Annotated in this window: 22 protein-coding genes and 1 pseudogene; 17 read left to right on the forward strand and 6 right to left on the reverse strand. The window is 66.7% G+C overall.

What is annotated here, in order from left to right; all coding sequences use genetic code 11:
- Nucleotides 1–4 precede the first annotated feature (4 nt).
- The 5 genes from EV380_RS01935 to EV380_RS01955 all read right to left on the reverse strand — a co-directional run bounded on the left by EV380_RS01935 (nucleotide 5) and on the right by EV380_RS01955 (nucleotide 6,169).
- On the reverse strand, nucleotides 5–1,495 hold the full coding sequence (locus tag EV380_RS01935) for a GH1 family beta-glucosidase (protein ID WP_130448952.1): 1,491 nt from the start codon (nucleotides 1,493–1,495) through the stop codon (nucleotides 5–7).
- Entirely contained in the window at nucleotides 1,492–2,403 is a 912-nt protein-coding gene (locus EV380_RS01940; protein WP_130448954.1) for a carbohydrate ABC transporter permease, read from the reverse strand. Before EV380_RS01940 ends, EV380_RS01935 begins: the two co-directional genes overlap by 4 nt.
- On the reverse strand, nucleotides 2,400–3,422 hold the full coding sequence (locus tag EV380_RS01945; RefSeq protein ID WP_130448956.1) for a carbohydrate ABC transporter permease: 1,023 nt from the start codon (nucleotides 3,420–3,422) through the stop codon (nucleotides 2,400–2,402). Before EV380_RS01945 ends, EV380_RS01940 begins: the two co-directional genes overlap by 4 nt.
- A 114-nt stretch (nucleotides 3,423–3,536) precedes the next feature.
- A complete protein-coding gene (locus EV380_RS01950; protein ID WP_130448958.1) occupies nucleotides 3,537–4,847 on the reverse strand; it encodes an ABC transporter substrate-binding protein in 1,311 nt (436 codons plus the stop codon).
- 341 nt (nucleotides 4,848–5,188) lie between these two features.
- Nucleotides 5,189–6,169, reverse strand: coding sequence for a glycoside hydrolase family 6 protein (locus EV380_RS01955; RefSeq protein WP_130448960.1), 981 nt, complete (start codon nucleotides 6,167–6,169; stop codon nucleotides 5,189–5,191).
- 412 nt (nucleotides 6,170–6,581) lie between these two features.
- Between EV380_RS01955 and EV380_RS01960 the strand changes: the two genes are divergently transcribed.
- The 13 genes from EV380_RS01960 to tsaD all read left to right on the forward strand — a co-directional run bounded on the left by EV380_RS01960 (nucleotide 6,582) and on the right by tsaD (nucleotide 20,174).
- Nucleotides 6,582–9,926, forward strand: coding sequence for a glycoside hydrolase family 9 protein (locus EV380_RS01960; protein ID WP_242607466.1), 3,345 nt, complete (start codon nucleotides 6,582–6,584; stop codon nucleotides 9,924–9,926).
- Between the two features lie 117 nt (nucleotides 9,927–10,043).
- Entirely contained in the window at nucleotides 10,044–11,135 is a 1,092-nt protein-coding gene (locus EV380_RS01965; RefSeq protein WP_130448964.1) for a LacI family DNA-binding transcriptional regulator, read from the forward strand.
- Nucleotides 11,136–11,425: 290 nt separating this feature from the next.
- Complete coding sequence (locus tag EV380_RS01970) at nucleotides 11,426–12,466, forward strand: response regulator transcription factor (protein WP_130448966.1); 1,041 nt, start codon at nucleotides 11,426–11,428, stop codon at nucleotides 12,464–12,466.
- Nucleotides 12,467–12,537: 71 nt separating this feature from the next.
- Complete coding sequence (locus tag EV380_RS16795; protein WP_242607467.1) at nucleotides 12,538–12,912, forward strand: helix-turn-helix transcriptional regulator; 375 nt, start codon at nucleotides 12,538–12,540, stop codon at nucleotides 12,910–12,912.
- Nucleotides 12,913–13,176: 264 nt separating this feature from the next.
- On the forward strand, nucleotides 13,177–13,539 hold the full coding sequence (locus EV380_RS01980; protein WP_165391867.1) for a Fic family protein: 363 nt from the start codon (nucleotides 13,177–13,179) through the stop codon (nucleotides 13,537–13,539).
- Nucleotides 13,540–13,549: 10 nt separating this feature from the next.
- Entirely contained in the window at nucleotides 13,550–14,239 is a 690-nt protein-coding gene (tsaB, locus tag EV380_RS01985; RefSeq protein ID WP_130448970.1) for a tRNA (adenosine(37)-N6)-threonylcarbamoyltransferase complex dimerization subunit type 1 TsaB, read from the forward strand.
- 20 nt (nucleotides 14,240–14,259) lie between these two features.
- Nucleotides 14,260–14,685 carry a ribosomal protein S18-alanine N-acetyltransferase gene (gene rimI / locus EV380_RS01990; RefSeq protein WP_130452052.1) on the forward strand — a complete coding sequence of 142 codons (426 nt, stop codon included), beginning with the start codon at nucleotides 14,260–14,262 and terminating at the stop codon, nucleotides 14,683–14,685.
- A 48-nt stretch (nucleotides 14,686–14,733) separates the two neighbouring features.
- The gene (locus tag EV380_RS02000) at nucleotides 14,734–15,771 is read left to right on the forward strand and encodes a M15 family metallopeptidase (protein WP_165391868.1); all 1,038 of its coding nucleotides are present in this window, start codon (nucleotides 14,734–14,736) and stop codon (nucleotides 15,769–15,771) included.
- 193 nt (nucleotides 15,772–15,964) lie between these two features.
- Nucleotides 15,965–16,570, forward strand: coding sequence for a SipW-dependent-type signal peptide-containing protein (locus EV380_RS16715; protein ID WP_207219276.1), 606 nt, complete (start codon nucleotides 15,965–15,967; stop codon nucleotides 16,568–16,570).
- A gap of 4 nt (nucleotides 16,571–16,574) precedes the next feature.
- On the forward strand, nucleotides 16,575–17,174 hold the full coding sequence (locus EV380_RS02010; protein WP_165391869.1) for a SipW-dependent-type signal peptide-containing protein: 600 nt from the start codon (nucleotides 16,575–16,577) through the stop codon (nucleotides 17,172–17,174).
- 37 nt (nucleotides 17,175–17,211) lie between these two features.
- Complete coding sequence (locus tag EV380_RS16800; protein ID WP_242607468.1) at nucleotides 17,212–18,573, forward strand: signal peptidase I; 1,362 nt, start codon at nucleotides 17,212–17,214, stop codon at nucleotides 18,571–18,573.
- Nucleotides 18,563–19,054, forward strand: a complete 492-nt coding sequence (locus EV380_RS16525) for a hypothetical protein (RefSeq protein ID WP_165391870.1) — start codon at nucleotides 18,563–18,565, stop codon at nucleotides 19,052–19,054. Before EV380_RS16800 ends, EV380_RS16525 begins: the two co-directional genes overlap by 11 nt.
- Before the next feature lie 46 nt (nucleotides 19,055–19,100).
- The gene (gene tsaD / locus EV380_RS02020) at nucleotides 19,101–20,174 is read left to right on the forward strand and encodes a tRNA (adenosine(37)-N6)-threonylcarbamoyltransferase complex transferase subunit TsaD (protein ID WP_130448978.1); all 1,074 of its coding nucleotides are present in this window, start codon (nucleotides 19,101–19,103) and stop codon (nucleotides 20,172–20,174) included.
- A 59-nt stretch (nucleotides 20,175–20,233) separates the two neighbouring features.
- Here the strand turns inward: tsaD and EV380_RS02025 are convergent, their stop codons facing one another.
- On the reverse strand, nucleotides 20,234–21,376 hold the full coding sequence (locus tag EV380_RS02025; protein ID WP_130448980.1) for a glutamate--cysteine ligase: 1,143 nt from the start codon (nucleotides 21,374–21,376) through the stop codon (nucleotides 20,234–20,236).
- A 64-nt stretch (nucleotides 21,377–21,440) separates the two neighbouring features.
- Here EV380_RS02025 and EV380_RS02030 point away from each other — a divergent pair, with 64 nt between their 5' ends.
- The 4 genes and pseudogenes from EV380_RS02030 to EV380_RS17000 all read left to right on the forward strand — a co-directional run.
- Nucleotides 21,441–23,129 carry a glycoside hydrolase family 3 N-terminal domain-containing protein gene (locus EV380_RS02030; protein ID WP_341272754.1) on the forward strand — a complete coding sequence of 563 codons (1,689 nt, stop codon included), beginning with the start codon at nucleotides 21,441–21,443 and terminating at the stop codon, nucleotides 23,127–23,129.
- 10 nt (nucleotides 23,130–23,139) lie between these two features.
- Nucleotides 23,140–23,952, forward strand: a complete 813-nt coding sequence (locus EV380_RS02035; protein WP_242607469.1) for a shikimate 5-dehydrogenase — start codon at nucleotides 23,140–23,142, stop codon at nucleotides 23,950–23,952.
- Nucleotides 23,953–24,637: 685 nt separating this feature from the next.
- Nucleotides 24,638–25,246, forward strand: a complete 609-nt coding sequence (locus EV380_RS02040) for a TetR/AcrR family transcriptional regulator (RefSeq protein ID WP_130448982.1) — start codon at nucleotides 24,638–24,640, stop codon at nucleotides 25,244–25,246.
- A 50-nt stretch (nucleotides 25,247–25,296) separates the two neighbouring features.
- Nucleotides 25,297–25,749, forward strand: a pseudogene (locus EV380_RS17000) (MFS transporter); the annotation flags it as partial.
- Nucleotides 25,750–25,755: the final 6 nt, after the last annotated feature.

Below are 25,755 nucleotides of genomic sequence, written 5' to 3' on the forward strand. Positions count from 1 at the left end.
GAAGCTAACCATTCATTTCCATCGCCGGCTCGGCGAGGGTTCCCCGCAGCGCCGGAACCGCGTTGTCCTTGGCCACCTGACCGTACCAGTGACCGCTGGCTTTGACCGTGCGTTGCTGGGTCTCGAAATCAACCCCCACAATTCCGAAGCGTTTGCTGTACCCCCAGGCCCATTCGTAGTTGTCGAGCAGGGACCACGCGAAGTATCCGCGAACGTCGACGCCGGCGTCGAGTGCATCTTTGATCGCCCGCAGGTGCGCGTCGTAAAAGCTGAGCCTGTTCTGGTCGTCGACGTAGCCTGATGCATCGGGAACGTCGTCGAAGGCGCAGCCGTTTTCCGTGACGTACAGCGCTACGTTGCGCGGGCCCGTGTAGTCGTTGTGCAGGCGGGTGAGGAGGCGGGTCAGTCCTTCGGGCTGGATCTCCCAGTTCTGATCCGTCATGGGGAGGCCGCGGTTCCGGACTTTGACCCCTTCTGCGGCAGGGTACGGGGCCTGAGTGGTTCGCGCGACGGGCGCACTGCCGTCGACCGCACCAGGGTATTCGCGGTACGAAACTTCCTCCCCGTGGTAGTAGTTCACCCCGAGAGTGTCGATCGGGGTGGAGATGATCCCGAGGTCGCCATCCTCGATGACTGACTCGAGAACGCCGCCGAGCCCGGCCTCAGCCAAATCAGGGAAGAGATCCCGCGGGTATTCTCCGAGCAGAAGGGGATCAGTGAAGACCCGGTTCATCTGGCAGTCGATGCGCCGTGCGGCGTCGACATCCTGCGGATCGCTCGGATCCACCGGGTCGGCCACCGTGAAGTTCAAGGTGATGCCGAGGTTTGCCTCCGGCTGGCGCTTCCTGAGCTCCTGGACGACCAGTCCGTGCCCGAGCATTTGATGGTGCGCCGCGGCCAGGGCGTCCGGGTAGGAGAGCTTGCCGGGAGCATGAACTCCAGCACCGTAGCTGAGGAATGAAGAGCACCATGGCTCATTGAGTGTCGTCCAGACGGAGACACGGTCCGCCAGGGCCTCGTGCATGGTCAGTGCGTATTCCGTGAAGCGGTAGGCGGCGTCGCGATTGGCCCAGCCCCCGGTCTCCTCCAGGGCCGCGGGGTGGTCCCAGTGGAACAACGTCACCCACGGGAGGATGTCGTTGGCAAGGAGTTCATCGACGAGGCGAGAGTAGTAGTCGACACCCAACTGGTTGACTCCCGCCGGGCCCTTGGCGGCGTCGGGGCGTACCCGTGCCCAGGAGATGGAGAACCGGTAGGCGTCCAGGTTGAGGGACTTCATCAGCGCCACGTCGTCGCGATAGCGGTTGTACTGATCGCAGGCGATCTCGCCGGTGTCGCCGCCCAGGACCGCGCCCGGTACTCGCGCGAAGGTGTCCCATACGGAGTCTTTTCGCCCGTCGCTCCGGCTCGCGCCCTCCACTTGGAACGCCGCGGTGGCCGCACCCCAGAGGAAACCGTCTGGAAACTGCACGCGGTCTGTAGTGTTGGAATTCATCCTTTAACTGCTCCTGCCATAATTCCGGTAACGAGCTGTTTGCCCGCGAAAATGAACAAAACGACCAACGGGATCGTCGAAAGGATTACGCCCGACATGATGAGCGAATAATCCTGGAAATAGCCTGCCTGCAGTTGACGGACAACCATGGGAAGGGTCGGGTTCTGATTCGTGAGGATGATCGACGGCCAGAAGAAATTGGTCCAGCTCCCGATGAAGGTGAACAGGGCGAGCATCGCAGCCGCAGGGCGTCCCGCCGGCAGCGCGACGTTCCAGAACGTCTGGATCATGGAGGCACCGTCGACGCGCGCGGCCTCGATCAGCTCATACGGGAGGGCGTTCTCGAGGTACTGCGTCATCCAGAACACCCCGAACGCGGTCACCATGCCGGGCACGATCACCGCCACGAGCTTGCCGGACCATCCGATGTTGGACATCACCACGAACAAGGGGATGACACCGAGCTGGGTCGGCACGGCCATGGTGGCGATGACGAACACCAGGAGCGGTCCACGGCCCCTGAAGCGCAGTTTTGCGAAGGAGAAGCCAGCCAGAGTGGAGAAGATGACCACCGAAAGCGACTGAAGCACGGCCACCACCGTCGAATTGATGAGCCCCTTCAGCAGTGGGATATCCGACGCGAGAATCCGTTCGAGGTTCTCCAACAGGTGCTGGCCGGGAATCAGGCTCGGAATCGCTGTCTTGGAAATCGTGAGCTGATCCGAGGAGGCGAGGAGGAACGTGTAGTAGAGCGGATAGATGGAGATGAGCAGAACTGCGCCGAGGATCGCGTAGGTGACCCATCCCGGCCTGCGGTTGGCACCGGCTGCCAGGCGCCGCCGCTTGCGTGCGGCCGAGCGTGCTGCGCCCACTCCCGAGGTCTGGGCGATGACGGGAAGGGAAGTCACTTGGTCCTCCGGGTGGTGGTGAAGGTGGTTTTGTTCCCGATTCTGCCGGGCTTCTTGGGCCCGGCTGTCGAAATCCTCCGGGTGATCGCGTAGTTGATCACGCCGATCACGATGATGATGAAGAACAGGATCAGGGCGACGGCGGAGGCGCGGCCGAAGTTTTTCTGATTGCCCCAGCCGAGGTCGTAGAGGTACATCGTCACGGTGATCCACTGCTTGCTCGCGCCGCCGGTTCCGGCCGCATCGAAGACGCGTGGTTCGTCGAAAATCTGAAGCCCGCCGATGGTTGCCGTCACGATGATGAAGATGAGGGTGGCGCGCAGTTGCGGGACGGTGATGGAGATGAACTGCCGGACCCGCCCGGCGCCGTCGATGATCGCGGCCTCGTAGAGCTCCTTGGGGATGGCCTGCATCGCAGCCAGGAAGATGAGGGTGTTGTATCCGGTCCAGCGGAAGTTCACCATGCTCGCGATGGCGATGTGGCTGGGGATCACGTCGGAGTGCCAGGCGATCTGATCCATGCCCAGAATCTCCAGGATGGCGTTGATGAGACCGTACTGGTCTCCGAACAACCGGGAGAAGATCAAGCCGACGGCTACTGGTGCGACAACGTACGGCAGAAGGACACCCATCCGCCAGAACGTCTTGGCGCGGATGTTGGCGTTGAGTACCGCGGCGAGCAACAGGGCGGTGACGACCTGTGGAACCGACGAGAGCAAGAAGATCGAGAAGGTATTGCGAAGGGCCAGCCAGAAGGTGGGCTGGTTCCAGACGTCGATGAAGTTCTGGAAACCGACGAAATCGCCTTGACCGCGCAGGAGATGCCAATCATGTACCGAGACGTATCCCGTGTAGACGAGGGGAATGAGTCCCGTGATGGCGAAGAGGATGAAGAAAGGCGAGATGTACAAGTACGGGGAGAGCTTGACATCCCAATTACCTCGCGTCTGCCTGAACGCGATCCGGCGGGGTGTCCTCTCTGCAACCGGCGCAGGCTTGATAGGCGCTTGGACAGACATTTAGATTCCTTCGAATGGTTTGGGGAGTGTCAATGAGCTCACGTCGGGCGCCCCGAATATCCGGACGCCCGACGTGGGCCGCTGGATCGCAGTGACGATCCGTGGATCTCCGGGTCAGAAGCCGAGTTCTGAGAAGGCGGTCAGAACGCCACTCCACGAGTCGTCGATACTCTGCGAACCGTCCACGTCGACCCGTGTGATTCCGTCCTGCACTGCCGAGTGAATCGTGAAGTAGTTCTCCCCGCGGAACGCAACCGGGGCGTCGTTCAGCGCAACTGCCCGTGCGGAGAAGATCTTCCCGGTGGGCGCATCGTTGAAGAACTCGTTCTTCGAATCCGCGAGAACCTGGGAGCCCTGCGCTTCCGTCTGGCTCGGGAAGGTGCCCGCAGCCTCAAATGCCTTGATCTGCTGCTCCGGATCCGTCAGCCACGCGGCGAGCTTCCGGGCTTCCTCGGTGTGTTCACCCGTCGCCGGGACGGTCAGGAAGGATCCGCCCCAGTTGCCGCCGCCGCCCGGGTAGACATCGGCGATGTTCCAGCCGTCGACTCCGCCGGCCCGCTCTTCAATCGGGCCCGTCATCCACGCGGGGCAGAGCATGGTGGCGAATCCGTCGTTCTGGAAGGCAGAATCCCAGTCGCCCTCCCACTGCGAGAGCCCGGCCGAGAGGTCCGCTGACTCGGTCAGGACCGTCTCGAACATGGTCTTGATGGTCGCGTTCTCCGCCAGGTTCATCGGTTCGCCGCTTTCACTGTCCTCGTAGGCGGCTTCCACCTGATTCACCATGCTGTGGAACGTGGCGTTGGCGGAGTCGAACCACGGGGTCTCGGACTCGGCGACGAACTCGTGGCCGGCCGCGAAGTAGTCGTCCCACGTGGCGTCTTCGCCGCCGAGGAATTCGGCGAAGGCATCGGGGTCTGAGGGCAGGCCGGCCGCTTCGACCAGATCCTCGCGGTAGCAGACGGCCTGGGGCCCGATGTCGGTTCCATAGCCGATCAACGTGCCGTCCGGCGTCCGTCCCTGGGCCTCCTTCCAGGGGAGCCAGCGCCCTTCGACGTCGGGAGCGGCCAAGTCCATGAACGCATCCGGGAGCTGGGAGAGTTCCGGCATCCAGTCGATCTCGATTGCTTCGATGTCCGCGAGGCCCTCGCCTCCGGCGGCCAGTCGCGTCGTCAAGTTCGTGCGGGCGTCCGGCGCCGTCGCAGCCTTCTGCTGCTTGATGGTGACATGCGGGTTGGCCTCGGTGTACTCCGCGAGGAGTTCATCGGTGTAGCCGAAGTTGTTGAATGTGGCGACGGTGAGGGTGATGTCTTCGCCGACACCGCTGCCTTCTGCGGATTCCGTGGTGCCTGAACATCCGGATGCGAGCAGGGCAACTGCGGCAAGCGAAGAGAGGGCTGTCCAGTTCCTGCGGGCGTGTGTACGCAATGTGACTCCTTTGTCCGGAAGCCGATGAACGATCGGCGTCGAGGGATTGGGCCCCACCCGAGGCGCGGACCGCCTGGAAGAAAGTTGGGTGCTGTGGGCCAGCTTGAGACTGAAAACGGGAGCGCTTCCATGAAGCTGGCCCCAATAATGCTACGGGTGTGGAAGCGCTGTCAAGGGGTGAATTGAGTCAACTTCTGGAAGCGCTCCCGGATATGATCGCGCGGCGAGCGATCCTGATCCGACGGGTGCGGCTCGCGAGCCGCACCCGTGCTGTGGATCCGAGCGGGATTCCTCGACGGCGAGGCTTCGTGCCGGAAGCCGGCCGGCTCGAGAGGCGGGCTCTAGTGTCCGAAGATCATCTTGTAGGCGGCTTCGGGGAGAAATTGTCCCGCAGTCGAGCCGAGCCCTACACCGCAGTCGCCGTCGGACTGTCCGGGGGTCTTGATCCAGAGGAGCATCTCGGCCCCGCCGCCGTACCGGCTGGTCGCGCCAAGTTTCTGGCCCGCGGGGTTGCACCACGGCGTGTTGGCGGCTCCGACGCCGTTTCGACTCGTATCGATCACGAAGGGCTTCGAATAGCCGAACCTGCTGCGGAGCTCAGCGTTGATCGCGTTCCCGTAGGCGGTGTTGCTCGCTGTGCCGATGAAGTTCGAGATGTTCAGCGAAAAGCCGTGGGCGTCCCGCAGGCCCGCTGAGTGGAGACGCTGGGCCATGGTCGAGGCGTCGATCCATCCGGGGTTCCCGGCGTCCAGGTAGGTCCAGGTGTTGGGTGCCTGGGCGTTGAACTGGGCGACTGCATTCCGGAGCATGGCCTCCCGTTCCCGCACCTGCGCTGAACTCAGGCAGTCGTAGTCCCCCAGGGCGTCTGGTTCGAGGATGACCAGCGCGGGTCGCGCGGCGATTCCTCCCGCGAAGCCGGCGATCCAGGAGTTGTAGGCGCTCGCCGATCCGGCGCCGCCTCCCGAGTGGCCGCCGCATGAGTCGCGGCCGGCAATGTTGTAGGCGACCATGATCGGGAGTTCGCGGTGGTGGGCGGCCGCTCCGGCGTAGGAGCCGGTGGCCGTGCCGATAGCTCCGCTCCAGCCGCCGAACCATCGGGCCATGGGTTGTTCGGCGATCGACTCTCGGATGGCGTCCGATCTACCGTCCTGAGGGTTGGCGTCAGCCCACTGGGCCGGGGCTGAATCCGGATCGGTGTAGAACCCGGACGTGAGGTCGGGTGGATTCGCGGCGGACGCTGCGGGCGAGATGCCGACGGCGGCCAGCGTGAGGGCCAGTGAAGTTGCTGCGATCCGGATCCATGGTCGCGAAAAGAGGCGCATTTCGTAGTTCCATTCTCTAGAATCCCGGGGCTGCCATAGCCTGCCGGTTCCCCTCTGAGGGGTCACCCCGATGGCGCTCGAACATCCCATTTTTGGGAGCGATGCCAGTTTGTTCCCGGGGTGATTTCGGACAGTTTTGCTGTGAAATGCGCCATAGTCAAGGGCTAATTTCGCCCTACAGATCCGATCATCATCCGTCTGGCGACAAAATTTTTGGAAGCGCTCCCGGCTTGTCTGCGGCCGATCCCGGTGGTAGCTTCATGCCATCCATTACCAGTGACGCGCGCCACATGCCCATCGTGGAAGCGCTCCTAAATAGCTTGGAGACCAATTGCTTCCCCATGACCGCACAGCACGTGTGCGTGCTGCTCGAATAGGCGCTCTCACGACGTCGGCTCTGCTGCTGAGCGCGGTGGCGTCAGTACCGTCAGCTCACGCCCAACCCCTCGACGCCGTCGAGGTTGTCCATGATTTCAGCGACGGCGACGCCGCCGGATGGCACGCGTACGCCAACGCCGGCACGGTCTCAGCTTCCACGGACACGTCGGAGTTCTGTACAGCGGTGACAGGCGGAGAGAACGCCTGGGACATCGCAGCCCAACTCGACGGAGTCACTTTCGACCGGGAAGCGACGTACGTCGTTTCGTTCGACGCCCATGCCTCAGCGCCTGTGACCGTCCCGCTACAGGGCGGCGCCGGCTATCCGGCCGTGTTCGCTCAATCAGTAGCATTGGATGGCACCCCCGAGCCGCAGCACGTTGAATTCACCTTTGCGCCCAAGGAGTGGGCGACGGCGACGGCGAACCCGGATTCACCTCTGGAGGACTCGTGGACGGAGACCACAGGCGACATCAGCTTCCAGCTGGGCGGCCAGGACGAGCCCTACACCCTGTGCTTCGACAACTTCTCCCTGCAGCAGAAGGCATCCCCAGAGCAGGTCGTCGGAGGTGATTTCGAGGACGGTGAGCTCGCCCCGTTCTACGCCTCGGGTGCCGGTGTATCGGCCGGCGTCGAAGACGGTGTGATGTGTGCGCGGCTGGAAGGGGGCACCACCAACAGGTGGGACCAGATCATCGGGTTCAACGGAATCGTCCTTGAACCCGGAGTGACATACGGGCTCTCGTTCGATGCGAGTTCCTCCAACGGTCGGCCGGTCCGCGTGGTGGTTGGAGATGACGCTCCGCCGCACACCGTGCTGTTCGAGCAGAGTCCGACGCTCTCGGACGAGATGGAGAGCTACAGCTACACGTTCACGCCCGAATCAGGCTTTACGGCGTCCGCAGGCGAAGATCTCGGCAGCGGTGAGCTGTCCTTCCAAGTGGGAGGGGCGAGTGAGTCCTGGACGTTCTGCCTGGACAACGTCTCATTCATCAGCGGAGTGGATCCGGGCGTGTACACGCCGGAAACCGGCCCGCGCGTGCGGGTGAACCAGGTCGGGTACCTTCCTGAGGGACCCAAGCAGGCGACGCTCGTCACTGACGCCGCCTCGCCCGTCGACTGGGAACTGGTGAACGCGGAGGGCGCAACGGTGACTTCGGGAAAGACCAGCCCGGCAGGCATCGATGAGACGGCGGGCCTGAATGTTCACGAAGTCGACTTCGGCACGTTCGAGCAACCTGGAAAGTACACCTTGCTGGCCGATGACGAACAGAGCTACGAGTTTGCGATCGCCCCGGGTCTTTACGACCAGCTTCGGTATGACGCGATCAACTACTTCTATCCGGCACGCAGCGGAATCGCGATTGATGGTTCGGTCATGGTGGCTCAGCCGGATGCCGAACAGTACACGCGCGAAGCCGGACATGTGGGCGCTCCCGGGGATGGCTCCGCCAATCAGGGGGACCGGGATGTTCCGTGCCTTACGCCCGCCACAGAGGGCGAGTACTGGATGTACGGGGACTGGGAATGCAACTACACCGCGGACGTGGTGGGAGGCTGGTACGACGCCGGCGACCACGGGAAGTACGTTGTCAACGGCGGTATCTCCGTCGCTCAGCTGCTGAGCACCTATGAGCGGACGCTCTACACGCCCACTGGTGCAGACGCCGACCTGGGCGACGGAACCCTCAACATTCCCCGCGATGAGAGCAGCAACTCTGTTCCGGACGTGCTGGATGAGGCGCGATGGCAGCTGGAATGGATGATGAAGATGCAGGTCCCTGCCGAAGCGGACATGTATCCAGGCATGGTGCACCACAAGGTGGCGGATGCCAACTGGACGGGACTGCCGCTGATGCCTGCAGATGATCCGCAAGAGCGGTATCTGCACCGGCCGTCGACGGCCGCAACGCTGAACTTCGCGGCCGTAGCTGCGCAGGGGGCGCGTTTGTGGGAGAAGTACGACCCGACGTTTGCAGCAGAACTGCTGGCGGCGGGCAACGTCGCCTGGGATGCGGCTCATGAAACACCGGAGCTGTACGCGCCGGCACCGAACGACAACCCCAGTGCCGGCAGCGGTCCGTATGACGACGACAAGGTCCAGGACGAGTTCTACTGGGCGGCCGCGGAGATGTTCCTGACCACGGGTGACCCTGAGTTCCGGGACTACGTTGTCGCCAGCGAGTACAACACCTCCGATATCTGGACCGCCGGCGGCTTCAACTGGTTTGAGACGGCAGCTCTGGGGCGAATCAGCCTCGCGATTGTCGAGTCTGACATCCCGGGTCGATCGGAGATTCGCCAGTCGGTGATTGACGCCGCGGAACGATACCTCGCCTGGCAGGAGAAGCAGCCGTTCGGCACCGCTTACCCCGGGGCTGACGGCCAGTACGATTGGGGATCGAACAGCGCGATCCTCAACAACCAGGTGGTCATGGGGACGGCATTCGACCTGACCGGTGACCAGAGGTTCGCTGATGGGGTGCTGGAGTCGATGGACTACCTGCTCGGCCGCAACGCGCTGAACAACTCCTACATCACCGGGTACGGTCACCACTATTCGAAGAACCAGCACAGCCGTTGGTTCGCGAATTCGCTCGAGCCGAGCCTGCCCAATCCGCCCAGGGGATCTGTTTCCGGCGGACCCAACTCCATGACGGAGACGTGGGACCCCGTCATCAAGTCCCTCTACGACGACGAGCGCCCGTGCGCACCGCAGTTCTGCTACGTCGATGACATTCAGTCGTGGTCAACCAATGAAATAACGGTCAACTGGAATTCTGCGTTGACCTGGGTTGCGTCCTTCGCGGCGGATCAGGCGGCCGGCGACGAATCGTCCGCAGGACGTATCGTGCGGGTGGACGAGCACCCGGCTGACGCCTCGGTCGTGGAGGGGGAGTCTGTCCAGTTCGCAGCCTCCGCAACCGGCGCCCCGGCGCCCTCCGTGCAATGGCAGCAGCAGGTTGACGGCACCTGGCAGGACGTCCCGGGCGAGGAAAGTGCGACCCTGAAGCTGACTGCCGCTCGTGCCGACGACGGCCGATCGTACCGGGCGTACTTCGCCAACCCGTTCGGCGGGTTCTACACGGACGCAGCGGTCCTCACGGTACGCAGCAAACCCGATGTCGCCACGCCGACGCCCTCTACGCCGGCCACGCCGCCGCCGTCGTCTGCGCCCGCCACGCCTCCCGCGGAACCTGAAGACCGACCCGCCGACGGTTCCACGCAGGCACCCGAGGACGGGAGCGCAGGAGATTCGGAACTCGCGGAAACGGGTCTGGGGGAGTACTGGATGGTGCTCGTCATCTTGGCCTCGCTCGCGCTTCTCGCCGGCGTCCTCTTGCTGGCCCTGCGCGCTCGGCGGACTTCTCAGGAATGAGCGCCGCCTGAGACCTCCCGCATCCCCGGCTGCGCCCCTGCGTCCTGAAAGTCGCAGGGGCGCAGCATTCGGCCGGCAGTTCGCGGCCCTGCCCGGGCGTGGCAGTAGGCTTCAGCCATGCAGGATTCACCCACAGGTCGTCGTCAATCATCCGGCTCCCAGCCCGCATCTCTGCGTTCGCCTCACGATCCGCAGAGCAAGCCCTCGCTTGAGGAGGTAGCGCTCCGGGCCGGAGTGTCCCGCTCGGCCGCTTCGCGGGCGCTGAACAATGCTCCCCACGTCAGTCCGCTGAAACGCGAGGCGGTCCTGCGGGCAGCGCAGGAACTCGGCTACGTCCCCAACGCGACCGCGCGCGCCCTTGCCACGAACAAGGTCGGATCGGTGGTTCTGGTCGTGTCCAACGAGGAGCCTGCCTTCTTCGCCGACCCGTTCTTCTCACAGATCATCGTGGGAATCACCACTGCTCTGGAGAAGTCCGATCTCGTCTTGACGCTCATGCTGGCGTCTCCCGGGGACGGGTCCGGTCGTCTCAAACGACTCCTGGGATCCCGCAGCGCGGACGGCGTGATGGTGTTGGCGATGCGCAAAGACGACCCCTTGCACGAAGTCGTCGAATCGACTGATCTGCCTCTGGTCTTCTGCGGTCGAACGCTTGGGCGCGAGTCCCGCTGGTACGTCGACGCCGACAACCGCGGCGGCGCCCGGCTGGCCACAGAGCATCTGCTCAGTGCCGGCCGCCGGCGTATCGCCTCCATCGTCGGCCCCATGGACTCGGAAGCCTCCGTTGCCCGGTACAAGGGCTTCGCCGACGCGATGGCCGTGGTGGGTCTGCCTTCTGATTGGACGGAAGAGGCTGACTTCACGCCTGATGGTGGTGCCCGCGCCATGACCGCATTGCTGGAGAAGCACCCCGACCTCGACGGCGTATTCGTCGGTTCGGACAACATGGCCGCCGCCGCGATTCGAGTCTTGAAGGCACACGGACGCTCCGTGCCCGAGGACGTCGTGGTCGCGGGTTTCGACGACTTGGCCATAGCGCAGCAGACGGAGCCGACTCTCACCACGGTGAGCCAGCCGATCCGGGCCCTGGGTCAAGAGATGGCTCTGATGCTGATGCGCTTGATCGAAGGTGAGAATCCCAGCCCGATCATCCTGCCGACGCACTTGGTGGTGCGCGAATCCGCTCCGGCCGTCGAACCCGGTTCGTAACCGGATCGGGGGTGCTTGCGCCGTCGCCGTGACGGATCACTAAGCGACATCCACCCGCAGACCGCGTCAGTCGAATCGCAGGATCGCTGCAAGGCCACCTCAAGGCGACCGAAGCCGGCTTGCAAGAGCTGCGACATTGTGGGTTTGAGTCAGCGTTGCGCCCCCGTGCGGGTCAACGGGCGCGGCCGGTCCTGAGGTCTCGGAGAGTCCGGAGGCAAACGCAAAGGATGCCTCAGAATTTTCTTTAGATTTTCGCGTCACGAATCGCGTGTGCCCTGCTCTACAAGGGCATGAAGCAGAAGGAACCGAATCAGAGCGTCAGGACGACCCCCGCTCACGGGGTGCCGTCGCAGCGAGCGGCAGCTACCGTACTGGTTGCGTTGCCGGACAAGATTCTGCAGGAGGTATTCGAGAGCGTCGCCGGCGCCGAAGGGCTGCACGCGCTGGCCGCCGGTGCCGGTCGGCACGTCGTCGAGATCGCCTCGCGCGGCCGCCCGTCGATGATCATCATCGCCAATTCGTACCGGGATCTCTCCGGGTCCGAAGTGGTGCGGCGGCTGCGTGGACTGACCGGCGCCTACATCGTCGTCGTCGAACGCGGTGCCACCGAGGACCAGCGCATCGAACTGCTCGAAGCCGGGGCCGACCAGATCGTCGACGGCCGGTACAGCCCGCGCGAGCATCAGATGCGCCTTCGTGCACTTCTCCGACGCGTCCGCCCTGTTCGCGCCGGCGAGCAGAGCGGTGCGGCGAATGCCGCCGGCAGAGATGCTGCGCGGGGCACGGCGCCAGCGTCGCGGACGAGCGGCTGGCGGACCGCCGGGGTTTCTTCCTCCGTGACCACGCCCAGCGGGGCTTCTCGAGCAACGGCCACGGCCGCTCCCACCGAACTGCCGGCCCAACACGTGCTCGTGTCCGACGGCCTCGCCGTCGATACGACCCAGCACATCTGCTGGCTGAACGACGAAGAACTGAGCCTGACGCGCACCGAGTTTCGGATCCTCGTCGCGATGATGCGCGGACGACCCGACGGCAGCGGGCGCCTGCTGACCAAATCCGAGCTCGTCGGCGTCGTCGGAGGATCGGGCGCGGACCGGTCCGCGTTGCGTTCGCTCGAAGTCCATGTCGGGAACCTGCGCCGCAAGCTCGGCGAGGAGGTGCGCTCGCCGCGCTGGATCCGGACCGTGCGCAGCGTCGGCTACCACTGGCTGCAACCGGTCGAGGCGGTCACAGCGGCCGACATCGCCGAACGCGCTGCCCGGAAGGCGTCGGAAGACATGGCGCCGGTCGAGCAGCTGGGCCGGTCGCACCACCTGCGCATGGTGAACTAGCGATCAGGCAGTGCGGGACTCGGCGGGCAGAAAATGCATGCGTACGTTGTCATTCGCGTTAGAATGGAGCCATGCAGACACACCCCACTCCGCACGCCGTGAACCGCGTCGGCGCGGTAGTCCGGGCGGCCCGCAAGAGTAGGAAGCTCACGCAGGCCCAGCTCGCGAAGAGCGCCGGGGTCAGCCGCGTTTTCATCGGCGAAGTCGAAGCCGGGCACGAACGGGCCGAGCTCGGAAAAGTTCTCAGCGTACTTGATGTTCTGGGACTGAATCTGCTTGACACCACGGAAGCTCTCGCCTTGATCGAGAAGGGCCAGCAACTGGCCGGTCACTTTCCCTCCCTTGAGGCGCTCGACCGCTCGAAACGCGTCTTGGATGGGGAAAGCAGCATGGACGACGCGAGAGATGAGCTCGCCGCCAAGTGGGGCTACGAGCGCACGACGTGACACCGGGCGTCCACGATCGCTACACGCTCCCTGGCAGCCGGGGCGTTCTACGCAATCAACTCGGCCTGCGAAGTGCTGTTGAGTTGGACGAGGCCCTCAACGATCACGCCACGCTGGAATGGGCCGGATTGCTACAGGAGCCGACTCCGGCACGCCTCGACTTCGCCTACCTTTCATACATTCATCGCCGATTGTTCGGACGCGTCCTCGGCGACGAAACCGTCGGATACTGGGCGGGCGAAGTCCGCAGCAATGCTGCCCCCCATGGGCGCCGGGGGCACCGGCATCGTATATGCGGACGAAGCGTTTATTCGGCAAGGTTTAGACGAGGTTTTCGGCGGTCTTGACCAGAAGAATTATCTGGTCGGTCTGGATGCAGCGGACTTCTTCGGCGAACTCGCGGACATGTGGGGATACTTGACGCAGATTCATCCCTTCCGCGACGGGAACACGCGGTCGCAGACCGCATTCATCGATCGACTCTCCGCCAATGCTGGGCACCCCATCAAGTGGAGTGGTATCGAGGTCGACCGTCTGCGAGAGCATCGCCTGGCAGCCATCAACCGGCCTCGGGGACTTGCGGCGTACCTCGAACAACACGCCCTCCCTTCAACTGACGCATCCTAGAATAGAGACCATGCTGCTGCTCGCGATCGACACTTCCGCCCGCGCCACCGCCGCCCTCGTGCGCACGCGCGAGGACCGCACCGAGGTCCTCGAGACCTTCTCCACCGACCAGGTGAACGCGCACGCCGAGGTGCTGGCCCCGGCCATCGCCGGCATGCTCGAGCAGGCCGGCGTGAGTGGGGGAGAAATCGACCGGATCGTCGTCGGCGTCGGCCCCGGCCCGTTCACCGGGCTGCGCGTGGGCATCGCCACCGCGCAGGCGCTCGGTTTCGCGTGGGGCGTTCCCGTCGGCGGGGCGTGCAGCCTCGACGCGATCGCCTGGGAAGTGGCCGCCGGCGGAGCCGCGACCAGTCGATTCGTCACCGCGATCGACGCGCGTCGACGCGAGCTCTACTGGGCCGTGTACGACGACGCCGCGCGCCTGATCGACGGCCCGCACGTGACCGCTGCGGCCGAGGTCGCCGCGCACCCGGTCTTCGGTGCCGGCGCCGGGCTCTACCCGGAACAACTGGGGGCCGTCGGCGCGGAAGCGATGCTCGGCTGGGACGACCGCCGCCCGGACGCTTCAGCCCTCGCCGCCTCTGCCGCCCGCACCTTGAACGAGGGTGGGGAACTGCTCGCGACCACCCCGCTCTACCTGCGCGAGTCCGACGCGAAGGTGCCCGCGGCGATGCTCGCACCCAAGGGCGGCGCCCGGTGAGCGGCTTCGTGCTGCGGGACATGACGGCTGCAGATCTCGCGGTGGTGTACCCGCTCGAGACGCGTCTCTTCCCGGCGGACGCGTGGCCGCGCGACATGTTCGAGGCGGAGATCGCCCAGACCGACACCCGCCGCTACTGGGTCGCCGAGGCCGACGGGGGCGTCGTCGGCTATGCCGGCATGATGTGCGTGTTGCCGATCGCGGACGTGCAGACCATCGCCGTCGTCCCGGAGTACGAGGGTCGCGGCATCGGAACGGCCCTGCTCGAGGCCATGATCGGCGAAGCCCGCACGTGCGGGGCCGAGAACGTGATGCTCGAGGTCCGCGAGGACAAACCGCGCGCCCAGCAGCTCTACGCGCGCCACGGTTTCGAGCAGATCCACGTGCGGCGGAACTACTATCCCGGCGGCGTTTCGGCCGTCATCATGCAGCTGCGCCTGAAATAGTCGCGCGAACTCTGGCGCATCGCCGCCGGGCGAGGACAGGATAGGGCCATGAGTGAATCGCGAATCCTGACCCGCGTGGCGCAATCCTTGGCGGTCGCCTGCATCGTCGCCGTCTCGGCGATCGGGCTCGACGCCGGCCCCGCCGACGCGGCCGGGGCGGCCGCCCGCGCGCCGGCCGCGGCGTCTTCGTCATCGATCCCCGCCGAGGAGGACGTGCCCGAAGGGGCCGAGACGCCGTACCTTGTCGAGGATCCCGCGATCGCGGAGCAGTACGCGGTGAGCAGCGCGACGATCAACCGCGATCCGACGAGCCCGCTGGTGCTGGCCTCGCGGAAGTACCCGATCCAGCCGGCGCGTTACGTGCCGCGACTGAGCTACATCCACAACACCAGCTACCGGGCGACGCCCGAGGCGGCCGCCGCCTACCGCAAGATGACGTGGTGGGCCAAGCAGGACGGGGTGGGGATGCGAGTCACGAGCGCCTACCGCTCCTACGACACGCAGAAGGCGCTCTACGACCGATACGTGCGGCTCTACGGCGAGGCCTACGCGAAGCGGATCTCGGCGCTGCCGGGTACGAGCGAGCACCAGCTGGGGCTCGCGATCGACGTCGGCGACTCCAGCGGCCGCTGCGGCCTGCAGGACTGCTTCGAGAACACCGCCACGGGCACATGGGTCAAGAAGAACGCGCACAAGTACGGATTCATCGTCCGCTACCCGAAGGCCTGGGAGTCGGTGACCGGGTATAAGTACGAGCCGTGGCACCTGCGCTACGTCGGTACGACCGCCGCCGCTCGGATCTACAAGAACCAGATCCCGACGCTCGAGCACTACTCCGGCGCGCTCGGCCCGTGGGTCACGCAGCCGACGCACCGGACGGTGCACAAGGTCTGGATCCGTAAGTCGGGCTCCATCGACGCTCCGCGCGTGCGGCTGCTGCAACAGGGGGCGAAGATCTCCGTGACCGGCGCGCCAAAGAACGGCTGGTACCCGGTGCTGTACACCTCACCCAAGTACGGACGCGCCCACGGCTGGCTCAAGGCGCGCACCATCTGGAGCTACAAGACGGGACAGCCCGAGGGATAGAGGGGGCGCGTATCGTTCCTCTTTGTGGCGCGAATCACGCCCCCATGTGACGCGGAGGCGTCACCGGCCCGGCAACTGCTGATTCCTACCCTGCGCGTCAATACACTCCTGAGTAGGGCCGTTTCACGAGGCGTTCGCAGCACCATCGGGGCGGAGCCGGCGGCACCGGCACGATCAACGCAGGGGGTACAACATGACAGAGCAGATGAAAGCCAAAAAGCGGGCGGTACTGGCCGGGGGACTGGTCCTCGGCATCGGTGCGGCAGTCACGCTCGCGGCGTGGACCGACTCCGAATTCGGCGAAGGCCTGTTCACCGCGGGATCCTTCAATCTGGAGGGCAGCGACGACGGCGTCGCCTACGCCGAGCACGAGACCGCGGACGGGGCGCTGCAGCTGACGTTCTCCGACCTCTTCGACAACTTGACCCCCAGCGACACGACCTACGCCGCGTACTGGCTCCGGCTGGACAGCGCCACCACGACGGACGGAACGCTGACGCCGGCCGGCGCGGTCGCCACCGATGTGGCGGGAGCGAATGCCGCCGCCACGAGCTACACCATCACCGAGGTCGAGAGTGGCGACTGCGAGGCGGGCACCGCCACCGGCCCCGTGATCGCCAGCGGCGCGACCCTGAACGACCAGTCCGGCGCGACGAGCTTGGACCTCGTCTCCAACGGCGGCGGCACCGACGGCACGGCCATCCCGCTCTGCTTCGCCGTCACCGCCGGTGACGAAGGCGAGTTCGAGCAGGGCGGGCAGACGTCCGTCATCTGGCAGTTCGACGCCGAGAGCGAGTAGGCGCGTGGGGCGCCACACGTCCCTGAACCGGCCGGCGCTGCTCCGGATCCGCGCGGTGCTCGCCGGCGCGCTGGTCCTGGGCGTCGGGACGACGCTGACGCTCGCCGCGTGGACCGATTCCGAGCACGCGCAGTCCGACTTCACGGCGAGCGTCTTCGGCATCCAGGGCGATCCCGGCACGGGCTACGCTGAGCACTCGACGTCGGGCACGGCCGCCCAGCTGACGTTCGGCACGGCGGCGAGCGCGATGTCTCCGGGGTCCGTCGTGCACGGGCGGTTGGACGTGCGCACGACGGCGGCCAGTACCGTCGGCGGGACCGTCGCCCTGAGCGCGTCGACGCCGAGCGGGGCGACAGCCATCACCAACAACCTCACCTACCGCGTCGCCGTCGTGGACACGGCGACGAGCTGCGCGGCGGCCACCTACAGCGGAACCGCCGTGCCGGCGTCGTCCGTCTTCTCCCCGGCGCAGGCCACCGTCGCAGCGGCCGCCGGCAACGCCCGCCGGTTCTGCTTCGAGGTGCGGTTGGCCACCGGCACGCCGAACAACGCCCAGGGTCAGAGCGGGAACATCACGTGGCAGGTCACCGGCACTTCCGACTGATCCGCAATCGAGACGACCGAACGTGAAGGGAGGGGAGATGGTGCGACGCGCAGCCGCGCGCCCGCGGGCCTCGCGCGCCGCGCGCTTCCTCGGCGGCGCCCTGCTGAACGTCGCCGCGGCGGGCGGTGCGGTGTGCATCGTGCTGGCCGTCTGCGCGTTCGTCTTCGACGTCTCCCTCCTGATGTTCAAGACCGGATCGATGGAGCCGACTATTCCCACCGGATCCGTGGCCGTGGCGCGGGCCGTGCCGGCAGCCGACGTGCAGGTCGGACAGATCGTCACCGTGGACAGGCCGGGCCAGTTGCCCGTGACTCACCGGATCACCTCGATCGAGACGGCGGACGCCGGCTCCGCGACGCGCACCTTCACGATGCGCGGCGACGCGAACCGGGACGACGACCCTTACCCGTACACGGTGGAGGAGGTCCGGCGCGTGTTCTTCCACGTGCCGCACGCGGCCAACGTCGTCGTTTGGTTCGGCAACCCCTACGTGCTCGGCGGCCTCACACTGGGCGCGTCGGCGCTCGTCACGTGGGCCTTCTGGCCGCGCGGACACCGCCGTGACGAGCCGGCCGATGCCCGCCGCGGCGGCCGTCACCGGGGAGCCGCCGTCCTGGCGCTCATCGTCGCCGCAGCCGGCGCCCAGGCCGCGTTCCCGGCACCGGCCGCGGCCGCGCCCGAGGAATCGACGGCCAGCGGCGACGTGCTGCGTGTGAGCACGCGCGGCGACGCGGCCGCCATGGGGGACCTGCGCCCCGGAGCGTCCGTCCCGTGGCAGGTCGGCGTCTGGGCCGACGCGGAGGAGTCCGGCAACGTCTCCGCGCGCCTGTCGGTCCGGGGCGACCCGCGCCTCGCGCTCGATGTCGCGGTCCGCTTCTGCACCGGACGGTGGACCGGGTACGACGACGCCGGCCGATCGATGGACGAGGCCACGTGCACGGGCCGGGACCTGGGCGCCGTCGACCTGGGGACGGTGGCGGTCGGCGATTCGGCGGAGCTGTTCACCCGGGTCCCGGCTGACGAGGCGCGCTGGATGCTCTTCGACGTGCGGATCGCCGGCGGTACCGGGCCGCAGGCGCAGCGCGCCCAGGGCGCCAGCACCGCGCTGCGGGTCACCGCCTCGGGCTTCGGCGAAGACGTCGGCGTGGAACCGCCTCCGGGCCCCTCACCGACGCCGTCCGCTGACCCGACATCGCCCGCGGACCCGCCCGCCTCGCCAACGGCCGCGCCCACGCCGCGACCGACGTCAACGCCCTCACCGGGGCCGGGAGACCTTCCGGACACCGGCGCGCGAATCGGCATCGCGTGGCTCGGCGGCGCCGCCCTCGTGCTGGGATCCGTCCTGCTCGAGGCGCGCCGCCGAGCGCGCCGGAATCGGGGTGAGAGCGATGCCGGGTAGCTCCTTCAAGACACGAGCGCTGGCGCTGCTCGCCGGCCTGGGCCTGGTGGCCGGGGCGCTCGCCGTGTCCGCGCCGGCCCAACCCACGTTGGCGTCCTGGGCCGACGCCGAGTTCGGCCGCGCCGGCCTGACGGCCGGTGAGGTCGCCCCGGCGCAGAACCTGAGCTGCAACAAGCCGCTGCTGGTGTCGCGCCTCGATTTCAGCTGGTCCAATCCGAGCGGCGGCCTGACGCGCCAGCAGTACCGCTGGGAGTTCTACAACCCCGGCCTGCTCGGCATCGGGCCGCCCACGCGCACGGGCACGCTGGCCGCGTCAGCCACGAGCGTGCAGGTGCCCGTGAGCCTGCTGTCCGCGGGGACCGGGCATTTCCGCCTCTTCGCCGTCGGGCCCGGGGGCTGGGAGACCGGCGTGCAGCACACGTACACCGTGGCCACTGGCCTGCTGATCTCGTGCGGCTCGGCCTCGGCCATCCCGCGATGAGGCATGCTCACGTCGCGCCCCGCGCGCGGCGACTAGAATGAAACGCATGTCTGCTGCGCCCCTGATCCTCGGCATCGAGTCCTCCTGCGACGAGACCGGTGTCGGCATCGTCCGCGGGACCGAGTTGCTCGCCAACACCGTGAGCACCTCGATGGAACAGCACGTGCGGTTCGGCGGAGTGATCCCTGAGATCGCCGCCCGCGCGCACCTGGAGACCATGATCCCCACGCTGCAGCAGGCGCTTGACACCGCCGGCGTCACCCTCGACGACGTCGACGCGCTCGCCGTGACGAGCGGCCCCGGGCTGTCCGGGGCCCTCATGGTCGGCGTCGCCGCCGCAAAGGCGCTGGCCGTCGCGACCGGCAAGCCATTGTACGCAATCAACCACCTCGTCGCCCACGTGGGCGTGGGCGTGCTCGACGGCGGCGAACTGCCCGAGAACCTGGGCGCGCTGCTCGTCTCCGGCGGTCACACGGAGATCCTCAAGGTCAACGACCTGACAAGCGACGTCGAGCTGCTCGGCCAGACGATCGATGACGCGGCGGGGGAGGCCTACGATAAGGTCGCCCGCCTGCTCGGGCTCGGCTACCCGGGCGGACCGGCAGTCGACCGCATCGCGAGCGAGGGCAACCCGAAGGCGATCCGTTTCCCGCGCGGGCTCACGATGCCGAAGTTCGTCGGCACCGCCGACGCCCCGGGTAAGCACCGGTACGACTTTTCCTTCTCCGGGCTGAAGACGGCCGTGGCCCGCAGCGTGGAGCAGTACCAGGCGAAGGGGATCGAGGTGCCGGTGGCCGACATTGCGGCGTCGTTCCAGGAGGCCGTGGTCGACGTCGTGACGAAGAAGGCGGTCATGGCGTGCACCGAGCACGGCCTGACGAACCTGCTGCTCGGCGGCGGCGTGGCGGCCAACTCGCGGCTGCGCGAACTCCTGGCGGCGCGCTGTGCGTCGGCCGGGATCACGCTGCGCGTGCCGAAGCCGAGCCTCTGCACGGACAACGGCGCCATGATCGCGGCGCTGGCCTCGCAGCTGGTCTCGGCGGGCATCGCCCCGACCGGGCTGGGGTTCGCGACGGATCCGGGGCAGCCGATCACGCAGATCTCGCTGCCGGCTGCCTAGCCGAGCCCAGCGTGGCGGTGTGCTGCGCACCGCCCTGTTGCGGCGGCGTCGTACCCGCCCTAGGCGACGCGCATGCGCTCCACGTTGTCGCGGACGACGGCGCGCAGGTCGCCGTCGTGCGCTGCGGCGATCTTGCGCTGCCACTGGTAGCCGGCGCCGCCGCGCATGATGCGCTCGATGTCGGCCAGCTCGTCCGAGCAGCCGAGTTCGCGCGCGAACGGCTCCAGCCGGTTCAGGACCTTGTACATCTCATCCGTGACGAGGGCTTCGTTGCCCTCCTTGTCGAGGATGATGATCGAGTCCAAGCCGTAGCGGGCGGCGCGCCACTTGTTCTCCACTCGGTGCCACGGCGGCATGACCGGGATCGCCCAGCCGTTGTCCAGACCCGTCGACATCTCATGCACCAGGCACTGCGTCAGCGCGGCGATCGCGGAGATGTCCTGCAGCGAGCTCATGCCGTCGCAGATGCGCATCTCCACCGTGCCGAACTTCGGCACCGGCCGCACGTCCCAGCGGATCTCGGAGATGTCGTCGATGACGCCCGTGTGCAGCATGTCGCCGACGTAGTGCTCGAACGACTCCCACGCCCCGAAGTGGTACGGCAGCCCGGCGGTCGGCAGCTGCTGGAACATCAGCGCGCGCTGCGAGGCGTACCCGGTGTCTTCGCCGCCCCAGAACGGGCTCGACGCTGAGAGCGCCTGGAAGTGCGGCTGGTAGTTCACGAGCCCGTCCACGATCGGCAGTGCCTTCTCGCGCCGGTCCAGCCCGACGTGCACGTGCACCCCGTAGATCGCCATCTGCTGACCCCACCACTGGGTGCGGTCGATCATCTTGGCGTAGCGCTCCTTGTCCGTGACCGCCTGCAGCTTCGGCGGCGAGAACGGGTGGCTGCCCGCCGAGTACAGGTCGACTCCCATCGGGTCGGTGACCCGCCGGATCTCATTCAAGTTGTGGGCCAGCTCGGCCTCGGCCTCCGCCACCGTGTCGCACACGCCCGTGACGAGCTCCACAGTGTTCAGCAGCAGTTCCTGCTTCACGTGCGGGTGTTCCTCGTCCTCGGTCAGGTTGCCGTGCAGGGCGTGGACCCCGGCGAGAACCTCGTTGGCCACGGAACGCATATCCCCGGTTTCGCGGTCGACGAGCGCCACTTCCCATTCGACGCCGAGCGTCGACTGTTTGGACGCGGCGAACTCGATCTCCATGCGGGGTGCTCCTTCGTAGCTGACGAGCCGAGCCTTCATTGTATGGGCGCGGTACCCTTTCAGCGTGAAAACCGTCCGTACCGCTACGCGTCCGTCCCCGTTGTCGACCTCCCGGGCGGTCGCCGTCGCCCTGGCCTGCGGCGTTGTCCTCGCCGGCTGTGGCCCGGCCGCGCCGTCCTCGCCCGGGCCCACGGGCAGCACGACGGCGCCGGCACCCGAATCCACGACGCCACCGCCGCCGCCCGTGACCAGCTGGGGCCCGCTCGAGTCCGAGGTCGACGACGCCGCGGCCGCCGTGGAGCAGATGAGCCTGGGCGCGAAAGCCGGGCAGGTGCTGATCCAGTACTACTCGGGGGCGGATGCGTCAGCGGCGCGCGCGACGGCCGAGGAGCTCGAACTCGGCGGCGTGATCATCATGGGCGACAACGTCCCGCAGGCCGCCGACGGCACGGCAGACACTGAGGCCCTGGGCGGGATCGTCGACGGTTTCCGGGAGACGATGGAGGCCGGACGTGACTGGCCCGCGATCGTCGGGATCGACCAAGAGGGCGGGCGCGTGGCCCGGCTGAATGCCCCGCTGACCGAGTGGTCCACCCCGATGGCGTTCGGCGCCGCCGGAGAACCGGAATTGACCGGGCGGGCCCAGCAGGCGCTGGCCGGCGACCTGGCCGAGATCGGCTTCACGATGAACTTCTCACCCGACGCGGACGTGACCGTCGGGCCGCAGGACCCCGTGATCGGGGCCCGTTCCTACAGCTCCGACCCCGACGTCGTGGGCGAGCACGCGCTGGCCGCCGTCGACGGCTCGCTCGCGGCCGGGATCCTGCCCTCGCTCAAGCACTTCCCGGGCCACGGGTCCGTGACCACCGACTCGCACGTCGGGCTGCCCGTGCAGGAGAAGACGCGCGAGCAGCTGGCCGAGCACGACTGGGTCCCGTTCGCCGCTGGTGCCGGCACCGCCGAGGACCCGGGTGTGCCCATGGTCATGGTGGGGCACATCGCGGTGACGGACCTGGAGGCGGGGGTGCCGTCGTCATTGTCGGCGGCGACCTATCAGGCGCTGCGCGACGACATCGGTTTCGAGGGTGTCGCCGTGACCGACGCGCTGAACATGGGCGCGCTCAACCAGACAGCGGGCAACCCGGCGGTGAACGCGCTGGCCGCCGGAGCCGACCTGCTGCTCATGCCCGCCGACGTGCGGCCCGCGCACGCCGCGATTGTCGCCGCCGTGGAGGACGGGACGATCGAGCCGGAGCGGCTCGACGACGCCGCGACGCGGGTCGTGGCGATGATGATGTGGCAGCAGCGCCTGAGCGAGGACGCCGAGGCGGCAAGCGAAACGCGCGAGCCGAGCTCCGACGTCGCACTCGAGGCGGCCCGCGCCGCAATCACCCAGGTGAGCGGGACGTGCGGGGCGGACCTGGTCGGCGACTCGATCCAGATCGTCGGCGGCAATCCGGCCGACCGGGCGCGCCTGACCGCCGCCGCGCAGGAGGCCGGGCTCGCCGTCGGATCGGGGCCGGTCGTGACGCTGCTCGGGACGGACGTGCCGCCGGCGAGCGGCGACGTCGTCGTGACCCTCGACGCGCCGTGGCCGCTGGCCGGATCGACCGGGAACGCGGCGCTCATTGCGCTCTACGGGCGCAACGAGGAGTCCTTCACCGCGCTCGTGGAGGTCCTGACCGGGGATCGCGAGGCGCCGGGTGCGCTGCCTGTTGACGTGGGCGGGTACGCCGCCGGCGCCGGTTGCTAGGGTTGGCGGCATGCCCATTCTGAACAAGGACATGACCCTGTGCATCTCGCTGTCGGAGCGGCCCAGCAACAACGGGACGCGCTTCCACAACCACCTGTACGAGCAGCTGGGCCTGAACTGGATCTACAAGGCGTTCCGCCCCACCGACATCGCCGACGCGATCGCCGGGGTGCGCGGGCTCGGGATCCGCGGGTGCGCTGTCTCGATGCCGCACAAGGAGGCGGTGATCGAGCTCGTGGACCACATGACGGAGTCGGCTGCGGCGATCGCGTCGGTCAACACCATCGTGAACGACGACGGTGTGCTGACGGCCTACAACACCGATTTCCTCGCCGTGGCGCAGCTCGTCGAGGATCTGGACAAGGACCTGTCCGTGGCGGTGCGCGGCTCCGGCGGCATGGCCAAGGCGACCGTCGCGGCGCTGAAGAGCGCAGGGTTCGGCGACGTCACCGTCGTCGCACGGAATGAGACGCGGGGGACCGCGCTCGCCGAGCAGTACGGGTTCGCGTACTCGGCTGAGGTGCCGGCGGGGGCCACGATGCTCGTGAACGTCACGCCGATCGGCATGGACGGAGGCGACGGGGCGGGGCAGCTGTCCTTCACCGAAGAGGAGATTGCCCGGGCCGAAGTGGTCTTCGACGTCATCGCCGTGCCGGCCGAGACGCCGCTCATCGCCGCCGGGCGCGCGGCCGGCAAGCGCGACATCACGGGCGCGGAGGTCATGACGCTGCAGGCGCTCGAGCAGTTCGTGCTCTACACGGGCATCACGCCGACGGCGGAGCAGGTCGCTGCGGCCGAGGAGTTCATGCGCTCGCAGGCGTAGCAGCTGTGCGTTGACGTGGTTCGCCGGGCGGGGCGGGTACCGTCCCTTCGGCGACGCGGCGTGTCGGCACGTCTGATACATCCCGCAGCCGCTTGGTTGCGGCACGAAGAATAGTGGCCCACGGCCGCTTCATCGCCCCGGTCGGACGCCACTGGCTTGTCCTGCTGGTTGCCGGAGCCGTCGAAAGAGGCGGGCGAGGGTACTCTCGCGTGCCAAGCGCGCGACCCGTTTGGCGGGCACGGCAGCGAGATTCCTGATGTGCCTGCGTCCACCGGGGCAGCATCCGACTCTTTCTCGCCCCAGTGCCCTAGTGCCCGAGTGCCTGGCTGCCGGCGGCACCAGTTGACGAATAGTCCGTTGTCGGCCCCACTGCGGCCCTTGCTATCCCGAGAGGCGTCCAGGGCAGGGCCTGGAAGCGGGTGTCGCTGATGCGCCCTGAGACGTTGCACTGTCAACATTGTTGGCTGCTTCGAGGGACCCGATTCGAGTGGCAGTCGCCGTCAGCGGGTGCTTCGGACGCGTCCACCGCGTTGTGTGCGGCCTCCGTGCCTCCCTTGTTCCGCCGATAGCAGTCAGCCCGGTGTCGAAGTCTCGGGATGGCACGGCACCTTCGTTCGCCAAAGGCTTCCGACTGGCGACGAAGCGGCATTTTGCATGAAACGAAACGTTCCGTATTATATCGCCTATGACGTATGCCACACATGAACCGTCCGACCCAGGCAATGCCGGGCGGCCGACGGATCAAGACCTGACGCAGCGCATTCTGCTGGCGGCAGCAACGCTCGTGATCGAGGAGGGCTACAGCGCTCTGAAAATCGAGCACGTCGCCAAGAGGGCGGGATGCGGCAAAGCGGCTGTATATCGTCGCTTCACGGACAAGGGGGCGCTGGTTGCCGCGGCGATCAAGACACATGTCAGTCTGGGCGACATTCCGGATCGCGGGAATCTCATTGACGATCTCCTGGATCACGCCCTCCAGAATCAGTCCAACCAGCGCCTTGTCGATGGAAAACGCGCCAGCGGTCAAGGCTTCACGGCCATGTTCGAGCCCGACGTCTACGTTCACCTTTGGGAGGACTTCTTTCGACTGCGGCGTGATCGCGGTGTAGAGATCATTGATCGCGCTGTTGCGCGAGGTGAGGTCCCGGCGGACATCGACAGGGACCTGGTGCTCGATACTATTGCCGGGCTCACGATTTACCGGCAATCAATCAAACAGATTCACATCACTGGCGATCAATTTCGTGCAGTTATTTCGGCTCTTGTCGAGAACCCGCCGCGCTATCTTCAGTAGTTCTCCCTATTCCATCACGGCAATCGGACCGCACCTCATGACGGAGAATCATGTTAGAAAACACTCATCTTGGTCGAATTCAACCGCAGAAGAATCCGCGCGCCGTCGTCGGCTTTCTTATTTTCTGCGAGCTAGCCAGTGGATTCGTGCAGGGATACTATCCACCGCTCCTGGCCAAGATTGCTGATCACCTCGGTACCACCGATGCGGACATTACCTGGTTCCTCACGGTGCAGACCCTCGCTGCGGCTGTCTTTGTTCCTTTGATGTCGAGGCTGGGGGACCTTTTCGGTCATCGACGCGTATTGCGAATCGCCATTATCTCCGTGCTGATCGGAACGATCGTGACGGCGCTCTTGCCCAGCTACCCTTTGGTGCTGGTTGCCCGAGTTCTCGTGGGCCCGCTTGCCGTGTGGCTGCCGCTTGAGATTGCGCTAGTGCACGGCCGAATTTCAGGCGAGTCGGCACGGAAGGCCATCGGACTCCTCGTTTCATTCCTCACCGGTGGG

The organism is Zhihengliuella halotolerans (genome assembly GCF_004217565.1).
In the GTDB taxonomy this organism is placed as follows: Bacteria; Actinomycetota; Actinomycetes; order Actinomycetales; family Micrococcaceae; genus Zhihengliuella; species Zhihengliuella halotolerans.

What these genes read in the sequence shown, in the direction of transcription:
- EV380_RS01935 (WP_130448952.1), bottom strand. Translation starts at nt 1,495, where the DNA reads ATGAATTCCAACACTACAGACCGCGTGCAGTTTCCAGACGGTTTCCTC.
- EV380_RS01945 (WP_130448956.1), bottom strand. Translation starts at nt 3,422, where the DNA reads ATGTCTGTCCAAGCGCCTATCAAGCCTGCGCCGGTTGCAGAGAGGACA.
- EV380_RS01955 (WP_130448960.1), bottom strand. Translation starts at nt 6,169, where the DNA reads ATGCGCCTCTTTTCGCGACCATGGATCCGGATCGCAGCAACTTCACTG.
- EV380_RS01965 (WP_130448964.1), top strand. Translation starts at nt 10,044, where the DNA reads ATGCAGGATTCACCCACAGGTCGTCGTCAATCATCCGGCTCCCAGCCC.
- EV380_RS01970 (WP_130448966.1), top strand. Translation starts at nt 11,426, where the DNA reads ATGAAGCAGAAGGAACCGAATCAGAGCGTCAGGACGACCCCCGCTCAC.
- EV380_RS16795 (WP_242607467.1), top strand. Translation starts at nt 12,538, where the DNA reads ATGCAGACACACCCCACTCCGCACGCCGTGAACCGCGTCGGCGCGGTA.
- EV380_RS01980 (WP_165391867.1), top strand. Translation starts at nt 13,177, where the DNA reads ATGGGCGCCGGGGGCACCGGCATCGTATATGCGGACGAAGCGTTTATT.
- tsaB (WP_130448970.1), top strand. Translation starts at nt 13,550, where the DNA reads ATGCTGCTGCTCGCGATCGACACTTCCGCCCGCGCCACCGCCGCCCTC.
- rimI (WP_130452052.1), top strand. Translation starts at nt 14,260, where the DNA reads ATGACGGCTGCAGATCTCGCGGTGGTGTACCCGCTCGAGACGCGTCTC.
- EV380_RS02000 (WP_165391868.1), top strand. Translation starts at nt 14,734, where the DNA reads ATGAGTGAATCGCGAATCCTGACCCGCGTGGCGCAATCCTTGGCGGTC.
- EV380_RS16715 (WP_207219276.1), top strand. Translation starts at nt 15,965, where the DNA reads ATGACAGAGCAGATGAAAGCCAAAAAGCGGGCGGTACTGGCCGGGGGA.
- EV380_RS16800 (WP_242607468.1), top strand. Translation starts at nt 17,212, where the DNA reads ATGGTGCGACGCGCAGCCGCGCGCCCGCGGGCCTCGCGCGCCGCGCGC.
- EV380_RS16525 (WP_165391870.1), top strand. Translation starts at nt 18,563, where the DNA reads ATGCCGGGTAGCTCCTTCAAGACACGAGCGCTGGCGCTGCTCGCCGGC.
- tsaD (WP_130448978.1), top strand. Translation starts at nt 19,101, where the DNA reads ATGTCTGCTGCGCCCCTGATCCTCGGCATCGAGTCCTCCTGCGACGAG.
- EV380_RS02025 (WP_130448980.1), bottom strand. Translation starts at nt 21,376, where the DNA reads ATGGAGATCGAGTTCGCCGCGTCCAAACAGTCGACGCTCGGCGTCGAA.
- EV380_RS02035 (WP_242607469.1), top strand. Translation starts at nt 23,140, where the DNA reads ATGCCCATTCTGAACAAGGACATGACCCTGTGCATCTCGCTGTCGGAG.
- EV380_RS02040 (WP_130448982.1), top strand. Translation starts at nt 24,638, where the DNA reads ATGACGTATGCCACACATGAACCGTCCGACCCAGGCAATGCCGGGCGG.